Annotated in this window: 18 protein-coding genes and 1 pseudogene; 11 read left to right on the forward strand and 8 right to left on the reverse strand. The window is 70.2% G+C overall.

Annotation, left to right across the window (positions count from 1 at the left end; translation table 11 throughout):
• Positions 1–122: 122 nt before the first annotated feature.
• Both ACZ43N_RS26610 and ACZ43N_RS26615 read left to right on the forward strand, forming a co-directional pair.
• The gene (locus ACZ43N_RS26610) at positions 123–860 is read left to right on the forward strand and encodes a hypothetical protein (protein WP_468100945.1); all 738 of its coding nucleotides are present in this window, start codon (positions 123–125) and stop codon (positions 858–860) included.
• A gap of 147 nt (positions 861–1007) precedes the next feature.
• A complete protein-coding gene (locus ACZ43N_RS26615) occupies positions 1008–1799 on the forward strand; it encodes a hypothetical protein (protein ID WP_468100946.1) in 792 nt (263 codons plus the stop codon).
• Between the two features lie 143 nt (positions 1800–1942).
• Here the strand turns inward: ACZ43N_RS26615 and ACZ43N_RS26620 are convergent, their stop codons facing one another.
• The 3 genes from ACZ43N_RS26620 to ACZ43N_RS26630 form a co-directional block, all read right to left on the reverse strand.
• Positions 1943–2647, reverse strand: coding sequence for a LuxR C-terminal-related transcriptional regulator (locus ACZ43N_RS26620; RefSeq protein ID WP_468100947.1), 705 nt, complete (start codon positions 2645–2647; stop codon positions 1943–1945).
• Positions 2648–2765: 118 nt separating this feature from the next.
• On the reverse strand, positions 2766–3668 hold the full coding sequence (locus ACZ43N_RS26625; protein WP_468100978.1) for an LLM class F420-dependent oxidoreductase: 903 nt from the start codon (positions 3666–3668) through the stop codon (positions 2766–2768).
• Between the two features lie 29 nt (positions 3669–3697).
• On the reverse strand, positions 3698–4948 hold the full coding sequence (locus tag ACZ43N_RS26630) for an amidohydrolase family protein (protein WP_468100949.1): 1251 nt from the start codon (positions 4946–4948) through the stop codon (positions 3698–3700).
• Between the two features lie 199 nt (positions 4949–5147).
• Between ACZ43N_RS26630 and afsR the strand changes: the two genes are divergently transcribed.
• Positions 5148–8204, forward strand: coding sequence for an SARP-family global regulator AfsR (afsR, locus tag ACZ43N_RS26635; RefSeq protein ID WP_468100951.1), 3057 nt, complete (start codon positions 5148–5150; stop codon positions 8202–8204).
• Between the two features lie 204 nt (positions 8205–8408).
• A complete protein-coding gene (gene afsS, locus ACZ43N_RS26640) occupies positions 8409–8597 on the forward strand; it encodes a regulatory protein AfsS (RefSeq protein ID WP_468100953.1) in 189 nt (62 codons plus the stop codon).
• Between the two features lie 129 nt (positions 8598–8726).
• Here the strand turns inward: afsS and ACZ43N_RS26645 are convergent, their stop codons facing one another.
• Positions 8727–10403 carry a FadD3 family acyl-CoA ligase gene (locus tag ACZ43N_RS26645; RefSeq protein WP_468100955.1) on the reverse strand — a complete coding sequence of 559 codons (1677 nt, stop codon included), beginning with the start codon at positions 10401–10403 and terminating at the stop codon, positions 8727–8729.
• A gap of 114 nt (positions 10404–10517) precedes the next feature.
• Between ACZ43N_RS26645 and ACZ43N_RS26650 the strand changes: the two genes are divergently transcribed.
• The 3 genes from ACZ43N_RS26650 to ACZ43N_RS26660 are packed head-to-tail and all read left to right on the forward strand — an operon-like array spanning position 10518 to position 12895.
• Complete coding sequence (locus tag ACZ43N_RS26650; RefSeq protein WP_468100979.1) at positions 10518–11666, forward strand: lipid-transfer protein; 1149 nt, start codon at positions 10518–10520, stop codon at positions 11664–11666.
• A gap of 36 nt (positions 11667–11702) precedes the next feature.
• Positions 11703–12119 (forward strand): Zn-ribbon domain-containing OB-fold protein, encoded by a 417-nt coding sequence (locus ACZ43N_RS26655; RefSeq protein WP_468100956.1) that lies wholly within the window; start codon positions 11703–11705, stop codon positions 12117–12119.
• A complete protein-coding gene (locus ACZ43N_RS26660; RefSeq protein ID WP_468100957.1) occupies positions 12116–12895 on the forward strand; it encodes an enoyl-CoA hydratase/isomerase family protein in 780 nt (259 codons plus the stop codon). Before ACZ43N_RS26655 ends, ACZ43N_RS26660 begins: the two co-directional genes overlap by 4 nt.
• Positions 12896–12913: 18 nt before the next feature.
• On the opposite strand, the gene ACZ43N_RS26665 is transcribed toward ACZ43N_RS26660, so the two are convergent.
• The gene (locus tag ACZ43N_RS26665) at positions 12914–13432 is read right to left on the reverse strand and encodes a hypothetical protein (protein ID WP_468100959.1); all 519 of its coding nucleotides are present in this window, start codon (positions 13430–13432) and stop codon (positions 12914–12916) included.
• Between the two features lie 455 nt (positions 13433–13887).
• Complete coding sequence (locus ACZ43N_RS26670) at positions 13888–15027, reverse strand: PucR family transcriptional regulator (protein WP_468100961.1); 1140 nt, start codon at positions 15025–15027, stop codon at positions 13888–13890.
• Positions 15028–15115: 88 nt separating this feature from the next.
• On the opposite strand from ACZ43N_RS26670, the gene ACZ43N_RS26675 reads away from it, so the two are divergent.
• The 4 genes and pseudogenes from ACZ43N_RS26675 (at position 15116) to ACZ43N_RS26690 (ending at position 18710) form a co-directional block, all read left to right on the forward strand.
• Positions 15116–16171, forward strand: a complete 1056-nt coding sequence (locus tag ACZ43N_RS26675; protein WP_468100962.1) for a ferredoxin reductase — start codon at positions 15116–15118, stop codon at positions 16169–16171.
• 7 nt (positions 16172–16178) lie between these two features.
• On the forward strand, positions 16179–17297 hold the full coding sequence (locus ACZ43N_RS26680; RefSeq protein ID WP_468100963.1) for a fatty acid desaturase family protein: 1119 nt from the start codon (positions 16179–16181) through the stop codon (positions 17295–17297).
• A 123-nt stretch (positions 17298–17420) separates the two neighbouring features.
• A pseudogene (locus tag ACZ43N_RS26685) lies at positions 17421–17803 on the forward strand (LysE family translocator); the annotation flags it as partial.
• A gap of 337 nt (positions 17804–18140) precedes the next feature.
• A complete protein-coding gene (locus ACZ43N_RS26690) occupies positions 18141–18710 on the forward strand; it encodes an RICIN domain-containing protein (RefSeq protein ID WP_468100964.1) in 570 nt (189 codons plus the stop codon).
• Here the strand turns inward: ACZ43N_RS26690 and ACZ43N_RS26695 are convergent.
• A complete protein-coding gene (locus ACZ43N_RS26695) occupies positions 18700–19986 on the reverse strand; it encodes an acyltransferase family protein (protein WP_468100981.1) in 1287 nt (428 codons plus the stop codon). The genes ACZ43N_RS26690 and ACZ43N_RS26695 overlap by 11 nt on opposite strands.
• Before the next feature lie 322 nt (positions 19987–20308).
• Positions 20309–20878 (reverse strand): RICIN domain-containing protein, encoded by a 570-nt coding sequence (locus tag ACZ43N_RS26700; protein ID WP_468100966.1) that lies wholly within the window; start codon positions 20876–20878, stop codon positions 20309–20311.
• Positions 20879–21276: the final 398 nt, after the last annotated feature.

Raw genomic sequence — 21276 nt, forward strand, 5'->3', positions numbered from 1 at the left:
GCCGCTTGCATATGCGACTCAAGTGACCTGCGAGTAGGGATATTTGACTCTGTCGAGAGTCTTTGCGGGCCCCAATAATCCTCCATCGGAAGGTAAAGCCACCCCCAAGGAGTGAACGCGAGATGGCGAAGAGGCGGTTCAAGAACAAGAAGGTCCGGTACGTCGCTATCGGGGCCTCCCTGGTGACGGGAGCGGCCGTGGCCACCGTACTGCTGCCTTCGGCCAACGCCGCCGAGGAACTGACAGCCGACCAGATCATGAGGAAGTGCGAGAGGACGGCGGTACTGAACGGGAAGAAGCAGACCACCGCCGATTTCGGCGGCGGTCTCGGAGACGGCTTCGAGTCCGACACCTGTGATTTCGTCGAGACCAAATTCGAGACGTTCGACGGACCCACCGAGAAGGTGACCGTCGACTTCCCGAACTGTGAGCCGAACGCCACCGCGCCGGCGAAGGTGACGACCGAGTTCTCGAAGGCGGTCGGCCAGGGCCAGGGCAAGTACACCTCCACCCAACAGGGCGCTCTCGGCGGCCTCTTCAGCGCGCTCAGCGGCTCCTGGGTGAAGCACAAGGGCACCCTGGACATGACCGTCAAGACGGCCACGGCCAGCGAGTCCGAGCAGCGGGAAGTGCCCGTGGGCAAGGTCATGCACGTGACGTTCACGCCGAAGATGCAGCGCATGACCGGCGAATGGCGGGTGCACATCGACGCCCGCGAGGCGACGACCACCACCAACGCCACACCGGAGCAGAACTTCGTCGCCGAGGAGGTCGTCGAGGGCCCGGTGATCCTCGCGAGCGCCGCGGGCACGCCCGGACTCGCGGACGGCACCTCCAAGGTCGTGCTGGAGGACTGCTGACCGACGCCGGTCGGCTCTCCACCTCGAGAAACCCCCCCACGGGATCCGCCCCGCCTCCCCCCGCCCCCCACCGGACGGTTCTCCCTCATCCCCGGGAGCACCTCCCCACCAGCCCTTTCCTCTCGATCACCCCTGCAGGAGACACGCATGACGAACACCGGGCACCGCGGCAACCACCGCAGCAAGAAGAAGCGCATCACCCTCGTGCTGGCCCCGATCGCCGCCCTCGGCATGGCCGTCCCGCTGATGTACAGCGCGGGTGCGGCCACCCCGGACGAGGTGGCCACGGACTGCCGTACGGACTCGGACAAACTGGAGAACTGCGAGTTCGTCGACGTCCAGGTCAAGAGGGACAGCCTGGGACCCAACGAGCGGGTCACCAGCGTGAGCGACAACTGCGGAAGCACCACCGCGGCGACCAAGTCCTTCAGCGGAACGGCCTCCGTGACCCGCGTCATCCAGCTGGAGGACGGCTTCAGCGTCGACGGGAGCACCAAGCTCGGGAACTCGTTCTTCGAGATCGGCGTCAAGTTCGCCACCACGGAGACCAACATCAAGCGGGACGACACCACGTCCTCGTTCTCCTTCACCCGGAGCGACACCGTCCAGCCGGACCACATCGCCTTCTTCATGTGGTCCCACAAGCGCACCGATGTGAGCGGGTTCCTGAAGGCCACGTACAAGGAGGAGCAGAACGGTCAGAAGGTCTTCTTCTCGCCGAGCGAAGGCGCGTCCACCGTGCATGTCTTCTATCCGCAGTTGCTGAAGAGCGGAACGCCGGACGGCCGCCTGTGGCTGCGCAATGTGAAGTGCGGCACACCTCAGGCCAACGGCATCATCAACAGCGAGAACAGCGCCCGCGCGGAACCCGGATTCGGTCAGGGCGGAGAAAGCGTGACCGACGTGGAAATCCCGCTGTCGGAGGTCTCCGTGCAATAGCGGAAGGGACGGAAGCCGGAACCGGAACCGGAAAAGTGAATGACGGAAAGCCGGCCGGTGTGAAAGAGACCACCGGTCGGCTTCGATCCCACCGAGCCTCTGCGACAACGCGGAGGCTCGTTCTCATATGCGAAGAGACACGTTCACACGCGGATCGAGGGAGTCGCGCCCAGCCATCTGAGGACCGCCTCCGTGCCCCCTCGGACATCGAGCTTGGCGTAGATGTTGCTGAGGTTGTTGCGGACCGTCTTCTCGCTCAGCCTCAGCCGCAGGCCGATCTCCTGGGCGCCGAGGCCGGTGGAGAAGAGCTCCATGATCTGCCGCTCCCGGGGCGAGAGCAGCGACCGCAGCCGCTCCGCCGCCTCGCCGCCGTCCGGCATCCGCCGGGCCGCGTCACGGAGGGCGGCGCAGGCGACCGGCGAGAGATAGGTGTGCCCGACCGTCGCGGCCATGACAGCCGAGGAGAGCATGCAGGTGCAGTAGTCGCCCTCGACCAGATAGCCGGCCCCGCCCCGGAACGCCTCGACGACCGTCTCGGTGTCCCCGCGCGGCGTCACCACGATCACCGGCGCGCTCAGGGTCCCCATGGCCTTGAGCAGTTCCGCGAAGGAGACGGACGGGTCCTCGCAGCGCAGGACCACGACATCCGCGCCGGATGCCCGCAGACCGCGGTAGGGCGGGGCCACGGGCACCGCGCGGGCCACATACGGATCGTCGGGCGCCGGCCAGTCGGCGTGCGGCCAGTCGCCCTCGGCGCAGGCGAGCGCGACGGTCAGCCCACGCGACCGGGCTGCGGAAACGGTGGTGCCGACGTGCTGGGAAGCGAGGGCGTGCCGGGGGGATCGCACTTCGCATGTCCTTCCGCCGAAGCCATGACGTACGTACATACGTGACCCGGGCGTCAGTTGTTCGAAGTTTCAATAAGAGATCAGCCTGGCTGTCAGACAGGTTTCCCCCACCGGCCGGTCACAGCAGCGGTGCCACCTGCTCCCCAAACTCCTCTATTTGGTCTGTGAGTTCGGATCGACTGCGACTGCGGAACCGCACCTGGACCTGGTCCACGCCCATCGCCGTGTACGCCCGGAGCGAATCCGCGAGCGCTTCCGGGGGACCGCTGAGCGTACGGCGGCCGACGTCCCACGCCGGCTCCCCGACGTACAGCGGCTCCGTGATCGCGCCGACCGTGAAGGGCCCCGTGACCCCCGCCTCCTCGCGCAGCCGCCGCAGCCGGGTGATCTGCCCCGGCAGCCGGTCGCGCGGGTCGCCCTGGGGCAGCCAGCCGTCGCCGCGAACGGCGGCCCGGCGGACGGCCGCCGGGGAGGAGCCGCCGACCCACAGCGGGACACGGGCCTGCGCCGGACGGGGGCGCTGGCCGAGCCCCTCGAAGTCGTACACCTTCCCGTGGTGGACGGGGAACTCGTCCGGGCCGAGCGCCGCGCGCAGCGCGTCGACGCACTCGTCCAGGACGGCACCCCGCCGCTCGAAGTCCACGCCCAGCACCTCGAACTCCTCGCGCACATGCCCGGCGCCCACACCGAGGATCAGGCGCCCGCCCGCGAGGTGGTCGAGGGTCGCGTACTGCTTCGCCGTCAGCAGCGGGTGCCGCAGACCGACGACCGCGACATGGCTGAGGAGGCGGACCCGTTCGGTGACGCCCGCCAGGAAGGCGAGCGTGGCGACCGGGTCGTACCAGACTGTTCCCATCGCCTCCGCGAGCCTGCGCGGGATCGCCACGTGGTCGCAGCAAGCGATGTAGGCGAACCCGGCCCGGTCGGCGGCCCGCGCGATCTCGACGAGGTCCTCGGGTCCGGCGTCCGCCTCCCACGGCTCGGCGTAGAGGGTGCTCTGCGACTGAACCGGGAGCTGCATCCCGTAGTCGAGGGACGCGCCGGTCCCGCTCACGTCGCGCTCCCCGGCCCCGGCCAGAGCCCGTCGTCCGTCAGCCCCAGCAGGTCGATCGCGTTCCGGCGGACGATCCGGTCGACGACGTCGGGGGCGAGGTGACCCATCTGGGCCTCGCCGACCTCGCGCGACTTGGGCCAGGTGGAGTCGGAGTGCGGGTAGTCCGTCTCGTACAGGACGTTGCCCACCCCGATGGCGTCGAGGTTGCGCAGCCCGAACGCGTCGTCGAAGAAGCAGCCGAAGACATGCTCGGCGAACAGCTCGGACGGCGGCCGGTGGACCTTGTCCGCCACGCCGCCCCAGCCGCGGTTCTCCTCCCACACCACGTCCGCCCGCTCCAGGATGTACGGGATCCACCCGATCTGACCCTCGGCGTACATGACCTTGAGGTTCGGGAACTGCTCGAACTTGCCGCTCATCAGCCAGTCGACCATCGAGAAGCAGCAGTTGGCGAAGGTGATGGTGGAACCGACCGCGGGCGGCGCGTCGGCGGACGTGGACGGCATCCGGCTGCTGGAGCCGATGTGCATCGCGATGACCGTGCCCGTCTCGTCGCAGGCGGCGAAGAAGGGGTCCCAGTCGTCGGTGTGGACGGAGGGCAGTCCCAGGTACGGCGGGATCTCGGAGAACGCGACGGCCCGCACCCCGCGCGCCGCGTTGCGGCGGACCTCGGCGGCGGCCAGTTCGGCGTCCCAGAGAGGTATGAGGGTGAGCGGGATCAGCCGGCCCCGCGCCTTCGGCCCGCACCACTCCTCCACCATCCAGTCGTTGTACGCCCGCACCCCCAGCAGACCGAGCTCGTGGTCGGCGGCCTCGGTGAAGGTCTGGCCGCAGAAGCGCGGGAAGGTCGGGAAGCAGACGGCGGACTGGACGTGGTTGACGTCCATGTCGGCGAGGCGCTGCTCGACGTCGTACGAGCCGGGGCGCATCTGCTCGTAGGTGATGATCTCCAGCTTGATCTCGTCCCTGGAGTAGCCGACGGCGGTGTCGAGGCGGGTCAGGGGGCGGTGCAGATCCTCGTACACCCACCAGTCGCCGATGGGGCCGTCGTCGCCCGGGGCGCCCATGACGGGCCGGAAACGGCCGCCGAGGAACGTCATCTCCTTCAGCGGCGCGCGCACGATCCGGGGGCCGATGTCCCGGTACTTCTTGGGGAGCCGGTCCTGCCAGACGTTCGGGGGCTCCACGGTGTGGTCGTCGACGGAGATGATCTTCGGGAATGCCGTCTCGCTCTCCATTGTCTCCATGTGCGCCACGGTAGCGCCGATCTGACGGATCGTCAGCTCCCGTGCCGGTCATTGCCCCGTGCCCGGAGAGTCGAGGAGAGGTTGTGTGGACCTGGTGACGTCCCGCGTGGCTCCCTGTGATCGGGGTCGCGCACGGCTGACGTATCTGCCGTGAACAAGGCAAACTGGCCTGGATATGAGAGGGCCTTGGGGGGCATCGATGGGCGGTGAGTCGCGAGTGCCGGAGGCGGATGAGCCGCGGGTGCCGGAGCAGCGGAGTTCCGGCGAAGGGCGGATTCCGGTACCGGCGTCCGGACCGACGGATCCGGACCCGGAAGGCCATGCGACCCCGCAGCCGGACGCCGAGACCGCCACGGGGATCCGGTTCGGCGTGCTCGGGCCCGTACGCGCCTGGCGCGGCACCGAACCCCTCGCCACCGGTTCACCGCAGCAACGCGCCCTGCTGGCCGCGCTGCTGCTCCGCGAGGGCCGCACAGCCACCGCGAGCGAACTGATCGACGCGCTCTGGGGCGACGACCCGCCCTCCCAGGCGCTGGCCGCCGTACGCACCTACGCCTCCCGGCTGCGCAAGGCCCTCTCCCCCGACGTCCTGGTCAGCGAGTCCGGCGGCTACGCGATCCGCTCGCTCCCGGGCGGCGCGCTCGACCTCACCGTCGCCCAGGACCTCGCCGCGGACGCCGAGAAGGCCAAGAGCTCCGGGGACCTGCACCAGGCCCGCCTGCTGCTGAACAAGGCGCTCGGCCTGTGGGACGGGGAGGTACTGGCGAGCGTCCCCGGCCCGTACGCGGAGACCCAGCGGACCCGCCTCGACGAATGGCGGCTCCAACTCGTCGAGTCCCGGCTCGACATGGACCTGGAGCAGGGCTGCCACGCCGAGGCCGTGTCCGAGCTGACCGCCCTCACCGCTGCGCACCCTTTGCGGGAGCGGCTGCGCGAACTGCTGATGCTCGCCCTGTACCGCAGCGGCCGGCAGGCCGAGGCTCTCGCCGTCTACGCCGACACCCGCCGCCTCCTCGCCGACGAACTCGGCGTGGACCCGAGGCCCGGCCTGAGCGAACTCCAGCAGCGCATCCTGCGGGCCGACCCGACCCTCGCCGAGCCCTCCGCCCCGCTCGCCGCCGAGGCCGCCGCCACCGCCGTACGCCCGGCCCAGCTCCCGGCGACCGTCCCCGACTTCACCGGCCGGTCCTCCTTCGTGTCGGAGCTGAGCGAGGTGCTGTCGGCCGCGTCCGCCGCCGAGGGCCAGGTCATGGCCGTCTCCGCGCTCGCGGGCATCGGCGGCGTCGGCAAGACGACCCTCGCCGTGCACGTCGCCCACCAGGCCCGCCCGGCCTTCCCCGACGGACAGCTGTACGTCGACCTCCAGGGCGCCGGCGCCCGGCCCGCCGACCCGGAGACCGTCCTCGGCTCCTTCCTGCGGGCCCTCGGCACCGCCGACTCGGCGATCCCCGACTCCCTGGAGGAACGGTCCGCGCTCTACCGGTCCGTCCTGGACGGCCGCCGGGTCCTGGTCCTCCTCGACAACGCCCGCGACGCCGCCCAGGTCCGGCCCCTGCTGCCCGGCACCGCGGGCTGCGCGGCCCTCGTGACCGCCCGGGTGCGCATGGTCGACCTGGCCGGGGCGCATCTCGTCGACCTCGACGTCATGTCTCCGGACGAGGCACTCCAGCTCTTCACCCGGATCGTCGGCGAGGAACGGGTCGCCGCCGAGCGGGAGGCCGCCCTCGACGTCGTCGCCGCCTGCGGTTTCCTGCCCCTGGCCATCCGGATCGCCGCGTCCCGCCTCGCCGCGCGCAGAACCTGGACGGTGTCCGTCCTCGCGGCCAAGCTCGCCGACGAACGCCGGCGGCTGGACGAGCTCCAGGCCGGCGACCTGGCCGTGAAGGCCACCTTCGAACTGGGCTACGGCCAGCTGGAGACGGCCCAGGCCCGCGCCTTCCGCCTGCTGGGCCTGGCCGACGGCCCGGACATCTCGCTCGCCGCCGCGGCCGCCGTCCTGGACCTCTCCCCGGAGGACACCGAGGACCTGCTGGAGATCCTCGTCGACACCTCCCTCCTGGAATCCGCCGCTCCCGGCCGCTACCGCTTCCACGATCTGGTCCGGCTCTACGCGCGTGCGTGTGCCGAACGGGACGAGCAGCCGCCCGGTGAGCGGGACGCCGCCATGTCCCGCCTGCTGGACTTCTACCTGGCGACGGCGGCGGAGGTGTACCGGCTCGAGCGGCCCGGGGACCGGCTGGCGGACGACCTGGAGCCGACCGAGTATCCGGGCCTGCGCTTCAGCGGTCGGAAGGAGGCTCTCGACTGGCTGTACTCGGAGGCCAACTGCCTGCTCGCGTGCGCGCGCCAGGCCTTCGCCACCGACCGGCTGCGCCGGGGCGTGGACCTGCTGTGGGCCGCCGGGGACCTGGGCGAGTCAGGAGCCAACTCGAAGCAGTACGAGTCCGCCGCGCTGGCGGCCAGGGACGCCTCGCAGGCGGCCGGCGACCCCCGTACGGAGGGCCGGGCCCGGACGACGCTGATCAACGTGCATCTGGTGGCGGGGCGCTACGACGACGCCGAGGAGGAAGCACGCCGGGCGGTGCGCCTCGCCGAGCAGGTCGGGGATCCCACCGCCCTCTACTGGGCGAGCAACGACCGGGGGATCATCGCCCTCATCCAGGGCCGCAACGCCGATGCCGAGGACAATCTCCTCCGGGCCATCGAGGGGTCGCGGGCGGCGGGGAACCAGCCGCTGGAGGCGAGCGCGCTGTGCAACCTCTCCCGGGTCCACCTGGCCATGGGCCGCACCGGCCGTGCGATCACACTCGCCCAGCAGGGCATCCATCTGTACGACCGGTTGGGACTGACCCTGCGGCTGGCCAACGCGCGCTACGCCCTCGGGCTCGCCCTCACGGAGGCGGGGCGCACCTCCGAGGCGCTGGAGGAACTGGCCGCGGCCCTGCAGATGTTCCGGACCAACCGTCAGCGTCTGTGGGAGGGTACGACGCACTTCCGCATCGCCCAGGCGCACTTCGCGGGCCGCCGCCCGGCCGTGGCCGCGCAGCACGCCGAACAGGCCCTCGCGATCGGCTGTATCGGCGGCGACCGGATGCGGGCCAACGTCCTCACCGCGCTGGGGCGGTCGCTGGACGCCCTCAGCCAGGCGGACCGCGCACGCGCCTGCTGGCGGGAGGCCCTGGCGCTGTACGAGCAGATCGGCGCCCCGGAGGCAGCCGAGGTACGGGCACTGCTCTCGCCCGCGTCCGCGGCCTGAGACCCCCGCGGAGGCGTTCATCGATTGTTTATGCGCGGCTGACATGCTCAGCGCACTGATCCGTCGTGTCGGGGGGCAGACGGGTCATCGGCTCTCACGTCCTAAGGTGAGGGCCCACTCGACCTCTGTCCGGCGAGCCCGCGGGGGAGTCGCCGGACAGGGGTCCCGTACAGCTTCACTCGAACCAGGGGAGAGTTCGTCACCATGAGCGACACGAAGAAGAACCCGGAAAACGCCGTCGCCCTGGACCACCACGCGCCGGCCCCGCCTGCCGACGACACCATCACCACGCTCGACCACCACGCCCCGGCCCCGCCCGCCGACGACACCATCACCACGCTCGACCACCACGCCCCGGCCCCGCCCGCGCTCAACCTCGGCGGCGACAAGTAGGACCTTCATCCCGACGGGGATCGGCCGCGGTGGCGCGGAGGGGGAGCCACCGCGGCCGAGTCGTGTGCCGGGGCGGAAATCCGGGGGTGTGCGGCGGCTCGGGGGCCTCTGCCCGCCCGGCGGCGGGAGTCACATCACCCGGCCCCGCCCCCGCAGTTCGCCCTTGACCACCTTGCCGCCGGCGTTGCGCGGCAGTTCGCCGACGAAGTCGACCGTTCTCGGGACCTTGTAGTTGGCCATCTCGCGGCGGGCCCAGGCGATGAGGTCGTCGGCGGTGACGAGGGAGCCGGGGCGGCGGACCACGAAGGCCTTGCCGACCTCGCCGAGCCGGGGGTCCGGGACGCCGATGACGGCGACGTCGGCGACGTCCGGATGGAGGCCGAGGAGCTGCTCTATCTCGGCGGGGTAGGCGTTGAAGCCGCCCACGATGAACATGTCCTTGATCCGGTCGGTGATGCGGAGGTTGCCCGCGTCGTCGAGGACGCCGACGTCACCGGTGCGCAGCCAGCCGTCGTCCGTGACGGCGCGGGCGGTCTCGACGGGGTCCTCGAAGTAGCCGCGCATGACGTTGAAGCCGCGGACCAGGACCTCTCCGGGGGAGCCGGGCGGCAGCGGGGCGCCCGAGGGGTCCACGACCCGTACCTCGGTGCCGGGGACCGCCCGCCCGGAGGTCGACGCGATCACCGACGGCTCGTCGCCGCGGCGGCACATCGTGACGATGCCGCTGGCCTCGGAGAGCCCGTACGCGGTGAGGACGGTCTCGACGCGCAGCTCCGTGCGCAGCCGTTCCACGAGGCGCAGGGGGACCACCGCCGCGCCGGTGACGACCAGGCGCAGGGCGGAGAGGTCGTAGTCGTCGCGGTCGGGGTGGTCCAGGAGCGACTGGTGGAGGGTGGGCGGGCCGGGCAGGACCGAGACGCGCTCGGCCGCCACGTTGGCCATGGCCGTCTTCACGTTGAACACGGGCTGCGGGATCATCGTCGCGCCCCGCATGAGGCAGGCGATCACCCCGGCCTTGTAGCCGAAGGTGTGGAAGAAGGGGTTGACGATCAGGTAGCGGTCGCCCCGGCGGAGCCCGGCCAGCCGGCACCACACCTCGTACGCGCGCAGGGTCTGGGCGTGGGTGATGACGGCGCCCTTGGGGCGGCCGGTCGTGCCGGAGGTGAAGATGATGTCGGACGGTGAGTCGCCGTCCAGTGCCGCCGCCCGCGCCCGTACCGTCGCGGCCGCGACCCCGTCGCCGCCCGCGAGGAAGTCCTTCCAGGTGCGGAAGTCGGCGGGCGCGTCGTCGGCGAGGACGACGACCTGTTCCAGGTGCGGGAGTCCGGGCAGCGGCCCGCCGCCCACCACGGCCGGGCCCGCCGCCCGCCGCAACACCCCCTGCCCGGCCGCCCGCCGCAGCGACGCCACGTAGGACGTGCCGAGGAACGTGCCGGTGACGAAGAGGAGTTTCGCCCGGCTGCGGGCCAGTACGTCCGCTGCCTCGGAACCCTTGAAGCGCGTGTTGAGCGGGACGAGCACCGCCCCGGCGCAGACGGCGCCGAGCGCGGCGGTGATCCAGTCGAGGGAGTTGGGCGCCCAGATGGCGACCCGGTCGCCGGCCCGTGCCCCGGCGGCGACGCACGCGGCCGCCGCCCGTTCGACGCGTGCACCCAGTTCGGCGTACGACACGCGTGTACGTCCCTCGACGACCGCCTCGGTCTCGCCGTACCGCTCGGCCGCGGCGCGGACCAGCCCCGGGATGGTCCCCCACTCCAGGTCACCGCGTACCTCCGCGTCACCGTGTCGTTCCGAGTCACCGCGCACAGCCGGCCTCCGTCCCCGAACACCACTAGCTGACTGTCCGTCAGATTAGCTGTACGCTGACGGACTGTCAGCAGCCAGCGACGCCCCGGTGCGGAGGTGTGCCCCATGGCTCCCATGGCCGTGCTCAAGGACGCCACAGCGATCGTCGGCATCGGCCAGACCCCCTTCGCCAAACACCTCCCGGAGACGGAGCGGGCGTTGGCGTGCCGGGCGATCCTCGCGGCGCTCGACGACGCCGGCATCGCGCCGGACGAGGTCGACGCGCTCGCCTCCTACACGATGGAGGAGACGGACGAGGTGGAGGTGGCCAAGGCCCTCGGCCTCGGGGACCTCACCTTCTTCAGCAAGGTCGGCTACGGCGGCGGCGGTTCGTGCGCCACGGTCGCGCACCTGGCCGCCGCGATCGCCTCCGGACAGGCCACGGTCGGCGTCGCCTGGCGGTCCCGCAAACGCGGCTCGGGCCCCCGCCCGTGGAAGAACACCACGGTGCAACTGCCCACCCCGGCCCAGTGGACGAGGCCCTTCGGGCTGCTGCGGCCCGCCGACGAGATAGCCATGCTGGCCCGCCGCCACATGCACGAGTACGGCACCACCCGCGACCACCTCTTCAATGTCGCTCTGGCCTGCCGGAACCGGGCCAACCAGAACCCCGCCGCGATCATGTACGACCGTCCGCTCACCCGCGAGATGTACATGACCTCCCGGTGGATCAGCGAACCCCTGTGCCTCTTCGACAACTGCCTGGAGACGGACGGCGCGCTGGCGTGCGTCCTCGTCTCGGCCGAGCGCGCCCGGGACTGCCGCCGGCCCCCCGTCTACGTCCACTCCGCCGCCCAGGGCCTGCCCGCCCAGCACCACGGCATGGTCAACTACTGGAACGACGACCCGCTGACCGGCCCCGCCTGGACCGCCGCCCGGCATCTGTGGAAGCACGCCGACCTCACCCCGGACGACATCGACGTCGCCCAGATCTACGACGCCTTCACCGCCCTCATCCCGCTCTCCCTGGAGGGCTACGGCTTCTGCGCCCGCGGCGAGGGCGGCGCCTTCACGGAGGGCGGCGCCCTGGAGATCGGCGGCCGGCTCCCCCTCAACACCTCCGGGGGCGGCCTCAGCGAGGCGTATGTGCACGGGTTCAACCTGATCACCGAGGGCGTACGGCAGTTGCGCGGCACGAGCACCGCCCAGGTGCCCGGCGCCGCGACCTGCCTGGTGACGGCGGGCGAGGGCGTACCGACCTCGGCCCTGCTGCTGCGGAACTGAGCCGCGCGGAGAAGGACGAGCGAGGGAGCCGAAAGCATGCTGACACCGGTCGTGGACGTCGACGGCGCGCCCTTCTGGGAGTACGCCGCCCGGGGTGAACTGCGGGTGCAGTCCTGCGCCGACTGCGGCGAGCCGCGCTTCCCGCCCCGGCCCTGCTGCCCGCACTGCCGGTCCTTCGCCGTCGAGTGGCGGCCACTGAGCGGCCGTGGCCGCATCTGGTCGTACGTGCTGCCGCACCCGCCCCTGCTCCCGGACTACGCCGAGCAGGCCCCGTACAACGTGATCCTCGTCGAGCTGGCCGACGCCCCGCGCATCCGGCTCGTCGGCAACCTGGTGAGCGAGGCGGGGGCCCGCCTCGACTCCGTGCCCGCCGACCGCATCCGGATCGGGGCGCGTGTCCAGGCCGTGTTCACCCCGACGGGCCTGCCCCAGTGGGTACTGGAGCGGCCATGACCGTGCGCCTGACCACCGACAAGGACACGGGCGTCGCACTGCTCACCCTGGACCGCCCGGAGAAGCTCAACGCGATCGACGCGGACATGGCTGGGCGACTGGGCCGCGCCTGGCGGGAGTTGCGGTTCGACGACACGGTGCGGGCCGTCGTCGTCACCGGCGCGGGCGGGCGGGCGTTCTGCACGGGCCTCGACCGCGACACGGCGGCCGGCGTGCCCCAGCCGAACTCCCCCTATTCGATCGACGATCCGCTGATCGCGATCGGCCCGAAGACGAACGACCTCTGGAAACCGGTGATCGCGGCCGTGGGCGGCATGGCCTGCGGGGGCGCCTTCTATCTGCTGGGCGAGGCGGAGTTCGTGATCGCGGACTCCACGGCCACCTTCTTCGACCCCCACACCACGTACGGCATGGTCAGCGCCTTCGAGTCGATCCTCATGGCCCAGCGGATGCCCGTCGGGGAGGCGACCCGCATGGCGCTGATGGGCAGTGCCGAGCGGATGTCGGCGCGCCGGGCGTACGAGGTGGGGCTGGTGTCGGAGGTGACGGAACCGGGAGGGGCGGTGGCCGCGGCCGTGCGGTGCGCGGAGGTCGTCGCCGGGTATCCGGCGGAGGCCGTCCAGGGCACGGTACGGGCCTGCTGGGCGGCCCGGGAGGCGGCGCGGGCGCACGCTCTCGCGTACGCCCCGCACCTGATCTCCCTGGGCAACCTCCCGGCCGACCGGCAGTCGGAGCTGTTCGCCGGGCGCCGGCCGGGCGGGTTCCAGGTGCGGTGAGCCCGCCCGGCACAGGGCTCAGAAGGAGGAGCGCTCCAGGTCGGTCAGCTTGCAGCTGCCACCGCTCGCGCCGCCGTCCTCGACCGCGCCGGCGGGCGCCTTCACGTCGATGGTGGCGGACTCGCCCGGCGGCACCGAGGGGATGAGGTTGTGCTCGGCGGTGTGCAGGACGGAGCCGCTCGCGTCCGTGAACTCCAGGTCGAACGTGTAGGAGTACGTGGCGGTGGAGCTGCTGTTGGTGGCGCGGACGCGGGAGACGAGGCCGTTGTCGTAGGTGCAGGTCTCGATCTTCAGGTCCCTCGCGGCGCCGCGCTTGGAGCTCGACGAGCCGCCCGTCCCCACGGTGCTGCTGCCGCCCGAGGTGGTGGAGGAGGTGCTGTCGGAGCCGCCGGAGCTGCTGGAGCCGCCGCTGGAGCTGGACGAGCTGGACGAGGACGAGCCGCCCGAGCAGCCGGCCCCGTGGGAGCCGCGGGCTCCGGTGAGGGCGATGACGGCGATACCGAAGACGGCGACGGCACGGATGTGACGGGACTTCACGTGTTCAACCCCCGTTGAAACGTTGTGATATGGGTGCCGAAATGGCGAAACACCAGCACATTGCTGGCAGGTGCACGACACGATAGCAGCGATTCGGCCAAGGCCCGGGGGCAAGCGGTCGCGGGCCACTCGGGGCCGCCGGTCCTTTCGAGCCCATACCTCACGGTGGCCGGCCGAGCATATCGCCGCCTGCACCCGTCCAGCGCATGCATGAACACCACCGACCCCGCCCGCCGAACGAGGACGCATCCGGCCGATCATGTGACCGGCAAGCTCCATGTGAGTGCGGACGGCCGCTGCCGCCCCCGGTCGGGCCGGACCGCGAAACAAGCCGGACAGCCTGGCAGCCGACAAGGCCCACGGCACCCGGGCCTGTGAACCAGCCGACGACACCGAGAGCGAGGCACTGTTCCCGGACCGCTCGCGGACGCGGTCGTGAGCGGTCGAAGTACGCGTCAACTGCCCCGAAGACCGACCGCCAGCGTCAGTTCGAGGACCCCGTGTGGTGATGCGAGATCCGGGAACAGCTCCCGCAGCTGCGACATCCGGTACCGGACGGTCTGGGGATGGACGAACAGCGCCGCCGCCACCTCGTCGCGCCTGCCGTGGTGAAGCAGCCATGCCCGCAACGTCTCCTCCAGCCGCCGCGCGGTCGCGACAGGCAAGGTCCGCAACGGTGCGAGGGCTCGGGCCCGCAGGTCTGCGAGCGCGTCCATGTCGGCGCTCAGGACCAGCTCGGGCAGGTGGTCCTCGGTGTCGCGAATGTCAGAGGAGAGAGTGCGCGCGCGTACGGCACGTGCGTACGAGGCGGACGCACGAGTCCAGGGCCGGGCCGGGCCGACCACGACGGTGCGGTCGGTCAACTGCCGCAGGAGGTGTGATCGGTCGGCGTCGGGAACGAGCAGCACACCGGTGGCGTCCGGCAGGTCGTCGAGGACGAGGGTGCTCGGGTCGAGCGCGCGGTAGGCGGGCCGTGCCTGGGCGGCGGGCAGCAACACCGCGGTCAGGGAAACCGGAGGCTGCCACCCGGCCCGTTGAGCCGAGGCCAGCAGCACGTCCGGGCTCGCGCCGGCGAGGAGGTCGCGGGCCAGGTGTTCAAGGTGGCGCTCGTGGGCCCGGCCGCGGGCGGCCAGTTCGTCGGCATGGCCCGCGGCGCTCGCGGCGGAGAGCTCGTCGATGTAGGCGAAGGTCAGCTCGGCGAACTTGGCGACCTCGGCGGCGGGCAGACCTGCGGGTACGGCACCCGCTGCCAGGCATCGCCAGGCCACGCGGGCGCCGACGCGGTAGGCGCTGAGCAGAGCGTCCATCGAACGGCCGTCGCGCACCTCGCCGCGGCCCAGCTCGTAGGCTGCGTCACCGGCGTCGCCGCCCGTGGCCTTCCCGCTCGCCAGGTCCAGGTAGTGCCCCAGGGCGGTGCGGACGGCTCGCCGGATCGTGGCGCCCATGTGACCCGACAGGGCGTTGGCGTAGGGCGGGACCTCGTCGATGATCGCTTGGACGACCTCGTCGGCGGTGGTCTTCAGCGCGGCCCGAAGCGCGGTGACCGTCGTCTCATCCAGGGCCAGTTCGCTGACCCTCCGCATGGCATGGCTCACGTCTCTTATTCCCTGCGAACAATTCAGCCGACCAGATTCACATCCTGCGGTCAGGACTTTACGCCCAGTGGCGCAGCAAGCTGGAGTCATGACGAGTACAGCCCTCCGCAGCAGGGCGTGGAAACTGCTGGAGATGGTCACGACGCCGCTGCTGCCGTCGGACTACCTCGACCTGGTCAGCCCGCTGCGTGCGGGCGCCGACCTGCGTGGGCGCATCGAGGCCGTGCACCCCGAGACGGGTGACGCCGCGACCGTCGTCATCAGACCGGGACGGGGCTGGCGCGGCCACACAGCCGGTCAGTACGTGCGGATCGGGGTCGACGTCGACGGGGTGCGGCTGTGGCGTGCCTACTCCATCACCTCGCCGACAAACCGCCAGGACGGCCGCGTCACGATCACCGTGAAGGCGATCCCGGACGGCAAGGTCAGCAACCACCTGGTCCGCAGGGCGAAACCGGGCACGCTGATCCAGCTCGACCAGGCGACCGGTGACTTCGTGCTGCCCGAGGCCAAGCCCGCCAAGGTGCTCTACCTGACGGCCGGCAGCGGCATCACGCCCGTGATGGGCATGCTGCGCGACACCGAGTTCGACGACGTCGTCATGGTCCACTCCGCGCCACAGCCCCACGACGTGATCTTCCGCAACGAACTGCACGACCTCGTCGCGGACGACAAGCTGCGTCTCATCGAGCTGCACACCGACACCGACGGCATGCTCGACATCGCCCGTCTCGGCGAACTCGTGCCCGACTGGGCCGAGCGCGAGACCTGGGCCTGCGGGCCCGCGGGCCTGCTCGACGCCGCCGAAGAGCACTGGGCCGAGCACGGCGTGCGAGAACGCCTGCACACCGAACGCTTCCGCCCCGGCATCGTCGTCGCCGGCGAAGGCGGCGAGGTGACGTTCAGCGCCACCGGCAGGACCGTCGACGCGGACGGCGCCACACCGTTGCTGGACATCGGCGAGGAGGCCGGCGTGCTCATGCCCTCCGGGTGCCGCATGGGCATCTGCTTCGGCTGCGTCACGCCGCTCAAGGCGGGCGCCGTCCGCGACCTGCGCACCGGCGAGATCACCGAGGCCGAGCCGGGCGTCCTCATCCAGACCTGCGTGTCCGCCGCGGCGGGCCCCTGTGACATCGAACGGTAGGAGCACCTTGACCGCCATCGACCCCACCGCCCACCTGACCGCGGAGCAGATCGAGGAGCTCGGCCGCGAGCTGGACGCGATCCGCGACGAGGTGATCGCGAGCCGCGGCGAGAAGGACGCCGCCTACATCCGCAAGGTCATCTCGGCGCAGCGCAAGCTGGAGCTGGTCAGCCGGGGCGTGCTGCTGTTCTCGTTCTTCCCGCCCGCGTGGCTCATCGGCACCGCCGGTCTGTCCGTGGCGAAGATCATGGACAACATGGAGATCGGCCACAACATCCTGCACGGCCAGTGGGACTGGATGCGGGATCCGAAGATCCACTCCACCACCTGGGAATGGGATCACGTCTCACCGGCCGACCAGTGGAAGCACTCGCACAACGAGCTGCACCACACGTACACCAACGTGATCGGCAAGGACAACGACCTCGGCTACGGCATCATGCGCGTCGACGAGGACCAGAAGTGGCGCCCGTTCCACCTCGGCCAGCCGCTGTGGAACTTCATCAACGCCTGCTTCTTCGAGTACGGCATCGCCGCGTACGACCTGGAACTCGGCAAGAACCTGCGCAAGCGCCGCCGCAACAACCCGGAGTTCCGCGCGCGGGCCAAGGCCGTGGGCCGCAAGATCCGCAAGCAGGTGCTCAAGGACTACGTGATCCACCCGCTGCTGTCGGGCCCGTCCTTCCTCACCACGCTCGCCGCCACGTTCACCGCGAACCTGGTCCGCAACGTCTGGTCCCACTCGGTGATCATGTGCGGGCACTTCCCCGAGGGCGTGCAGGTCTTCGAGCGCCGGTCGATCAAGGGCGAGACGCGCGGCCAGTGGTACCTGCGCCAGATGATGGGCTCGGCGAACATCAGCGGCAGCAGGGCCATGCACTTCATGACCGGCAACCTGTCGCACCAGATCGAGCATCACCTGTTCCCGGACCTGCCGAGCAACCGGTACGCCGAGGTCGCGGTGAAGGTACGCGCGCTGTTCGAAAAGTATGAGCTGGAGTACGTCACCGGGCCGCTGCCCAAGCAGGTGTTCTCCGCCTGGCGCAAGGTCTTCCGGCTCTCGCTACCGAACAAGAGGCCCAAGGTCACAACGCCGGACCACGAGAAGGAGCTCATCGCCGCCTGATTCCCGGTATCGGTTCAGGACTCCCGGCACGGCGCAGCGAAGGGGCCGACGAACCGACGCGCGACGAGATCGGCGCGGGGCCGCAGGAACGTGAAGCGGCCCCACCCAGGCGGTCGGACGGGGATGAGGGATCGGCTGGAAGGACGAATCCCCCGTGCTTGCACGGGCTTCACGGTGTCTGCCGACCGTCTTATCGCCTTCGCCGCCATGCCGTTCCTGCTGATCGTGATTCCCGGCCCCAGCGTGCTGTTCGTGATCGGGCGGGCGCCGGCGCAGGGACGCCGTGCCGCACGACCACGGTCGCGGGGAACACGATCGGCGCCTATGTGCTTCGTGGCCATGGCGTTCGGGGCCGGGTCGCTGGTGGAACGCTCGGCTTTGTCTTCACGGTGCTCAAGCTGGCGGGCGCCGCTTACTTGGTCCATCTCGGCGTCAAGGCCCGGCGCGAGAGTGGTTCGTTGCACGCCGCCGTCACCGGTACGGGAGCCGTACAGGGCGGTCGACGCGGCCCGGGCAGGCACCAAGGGCCTACGGGAGCAGCCGTTTTCAGCCTCGCCGTGAACCGGAGGGACGTTCTCCAGTAAGCCGAACTCGTGCGGCGTTGCGGCTCAGCCCTCCTGAGACCGCGGGTCTTGGCGCTGGTTGGCGTTCATCTGGAGAGCTACTTCGACCCGCTCGTATCGGGTGTACCCCACCACCGCCGAATCCGGCCCGCACACGCGCCATGCATCCGTCAAGAAAGCGCTCTCAGTCGATCTTCTCGAACGCTCTAGCGAATCCTTCCGGCGGCCTGATTGAGTACTCATGGTCACCCCAGGAGCACCACTGGTAAGGAGATGCTGCATGCGCACCAGACGAAGCAGGAACGTCATCACCGCGGTCATGGTCGGCGGCCTGCTGGCTGTGGCCAGTCCCGCGCTCGCCGACACCCAGTCGCCCAAGAGCAGCGAGCCGGCGCCCCTGACATCCTCCAGCATCAAGGCCAAGGCTGCCGCCGAGCCCTTGGGCCTGCGCAACCTGAAGTCCCAGAAGTACCTTCAGCCCTCAGGCGGCAGCACCTCCGTGGGCGCCAATCTCGTTCAGCAGCCCCTCTCCTCGGGCGCCTGGCAGTCGTGGTGGCTCGTCGCCGACGGCTCCTTCACCACCTTCTGGAACGACAACTCCGGTCTGAACGCCGGAATCAACGGCGCCAGCACCTCGCCCGGCGCGGTGGCCATCCAGGCGACCCCGTCCGGCGACCTCAACCAGGACTGGACCCTCAACTGGCGCAACGACACCGTCTTCGAGCTGAAGAACCGTAAGAGCGGACTGTGCCTCGGCATCTCGGGCGCGAGCACCGCCAACGGCGCCGTAGCCGCCCAGTTCGGCTGCGACGGCTCGACCAATCAGGGCTGGTCCTTGATCACCCGCTAGCCACTCGGCCTGCTCGCTCTGCCTTTGACGACGCCCCGGACACCGGCCGGTCCGGGGCGTCACGGCGCGCCAGATTCCGTCCCCATCTCTGGGCCGGTGCCTCGACGTAGCGATAGGTCAGCACACAGAGGGGCAACAGCACGACGTAGAAGGCGACTTCGAGCACAAGGTCGTCGTGCCGCCGACGGCCGATCGTGCTGTCGCTCACCGCCAGCAGCAACGGGTGCACGAGGTACACCGAGTAGCTGATCGTGCCCAGTCCCGCCAGCAGACGCGGGATCCGCCGACGGCGCAGCGACAGGCCGACGCCGAAGGTGACCACGGCCAGCAGAAAGGACATGATCCACGCGCGTCGCGTGAAGTGACCCCCGTCGCCGTCGACGTATGCGCTCCCGATCGCGCAGGCGACCACCACAGCGGCTGCGCACCCCGCGTACGCCCACCTGCTCTGACCGGTATCCGCCCGATAAACCGCCGTACCGAGGAACATCACGGCGAGGATCACCAGGCCCTCCCACACCGGGACCGTGCCGTTGAAGGCGACCAGGATCAGGGCGAGGGCCCCGCCCAGCACCCCCCCGAACACTCGCAGCGCGGCCGACCCGAAGCTCGCGCAGCAGATGGCTGCCACCATGACGACCGACGTGAGTGCGATGAGTCGGCCTGTGCCCAGGGCATCCGAGAGGGCTGAGACCGGCAGCACGAACCCCGCTGCCACGCTCAGCGCGGCGAGCGCCGCCAAGGTGACCGCGACCGCGACGGACCGCTGGTGCGAGCGGACGGTGAAGAGGGCAACGACCAGCAGGTAGAAGGCCATCTCGTACGAGAGTGTCCAGAGAACGAGCAGAAGATTGGGCGTTCCCAACAGCTCTTGGAACAGCATGAGATGAGCTGCGGCCACCGAGGCGACGTTCTGTCCGTCGAAGTCGCGGACCTCTGCCACGCCCAGCGCCGCAGCTGCCATCATGCCCGTCACGACGGCCGCCCACAGAGGGTAGATGCGGAAGAGACGGCCGACCCAGAACATTCTCACGCTGCCCCGCCGTTCCAGCGAAGCAGGGATGATGTAGCCGCTGACCAGGAAGAACACCATGATGCCGTAACGGCTTGTGTTGAACTCCGGCATCAACTCCCGTCGGAACTCGGCCATGAAGGAATACGACGAGTGGTCGAACACCACGACCAGCGCCGCGATGCCGCGCAACGCGTCGAGCCAGCCGAGCCGCGACGAACCGGACAGGGTTGATCGGGGCGGCGCCGGTAACGAGGGCTTCATACCCGTACTCACGTGCCGACGATCTCGGGTGTTCAGTTCCACTCCTTCAAGGATCTTGCGGTCGTTGAGGGCCGTGGCCGAGGCATCCGATGCCGGTCCGAAGTGCCCTGGAAATGGTCGACTACCGCTTCAGCCGCCATGCCACCGGCGCGCCCTGAACCGCGTCTGGACCTGATCGAGGGTCTGATCCCTGTTGCGCCGCCGTCGGCACTCCCGTATCGCCTCAACCGCCCCAGAGCACTCCCTGACAACGAACCCGGCCAGCAGCGCTCCTGAGAACGAGCGGATCGCTCCTGACCGGGCAGACGGGAAGAACGCAAGATCACAGCAAGTCGAGAATCCAGCGCTGGTTCTCCGACCCGTCACAGGTGAACTGGGCAGCCTGTGCACCATTGGCGGTGCTGGCGCCGGAAATACCCAGGCACTTGCCGCTCTTGCGGTTCTGCAGCCTGGCGTCGTCCGTCTGGCCGCCCGATACCGGGACGATCACCCAGTCCTGGTTCGTGTCACCGGACCCGTTCGCGATGATCGCCTCCGCACCATTGGCCGTGCTGGCGCCATCGATCCCCAGGTTCCTGCCGGAGCGGCCGTTCTCGAAGCTGAAGTAGTCGCCGTCCTGAATCATGTCCCAGTATTGCGAGGAATTCTGATCATTTCCGGGCTGCTGGACGACTTTGGCGCCGTTCGCCGTGCTGTTGCCCGTGGGCTGCAGGAACTTGCCGGACTTCGCGTTTCTGAGCCCGACGATCGGGGCTGCTGCTGCCTGTCCTTCGAGCTTCGACAGTGACAGTGGGTTCGGGGTCCAGGAACCGCTCGGCGTCTGTGCCGAAGCGAGCGCCGGGCTGGCCACCCCGATTAACGCTCCGATCGCAACGACCGTGACGACCTTCATGGTGCGCGATGTACCCATGAGACATCTCCCCACGTCTGGTGGCGTTGTTATGACTGGGAGTACTCAACCAAAGGCCCCGAGTGAACCGCTAGATCATCTGGAGAAACGGCCGAAAGCGCTTTCTTGACTGAGGGAAAGCACCCGTATTTCACCGAGCGGTCCGTGCGCGGCCCGTGCGCGGGCCGATGTGCAGCAACTCGCGGTCCCCGGGGCGGCGGCTTCCGGCAGCGCACGGTCCTGACCCCCCGGTGCCCGCGGCTACCCCCACTGAACTGGTCGCGCACTGAACTGGTCGGGGGGGGGTGGTGGGGGACGGGGGGGACGAGCTCGGGGTGGGCAGTGAGGGGGGGGGGGGGGGGAGCGCGTAAAGAATTCCGAGCACGGTGTGAGCACCCTCC

It is taken from the genome of Streptomyces sp. NPDC030814 (genome assembly GCF_055572155.1).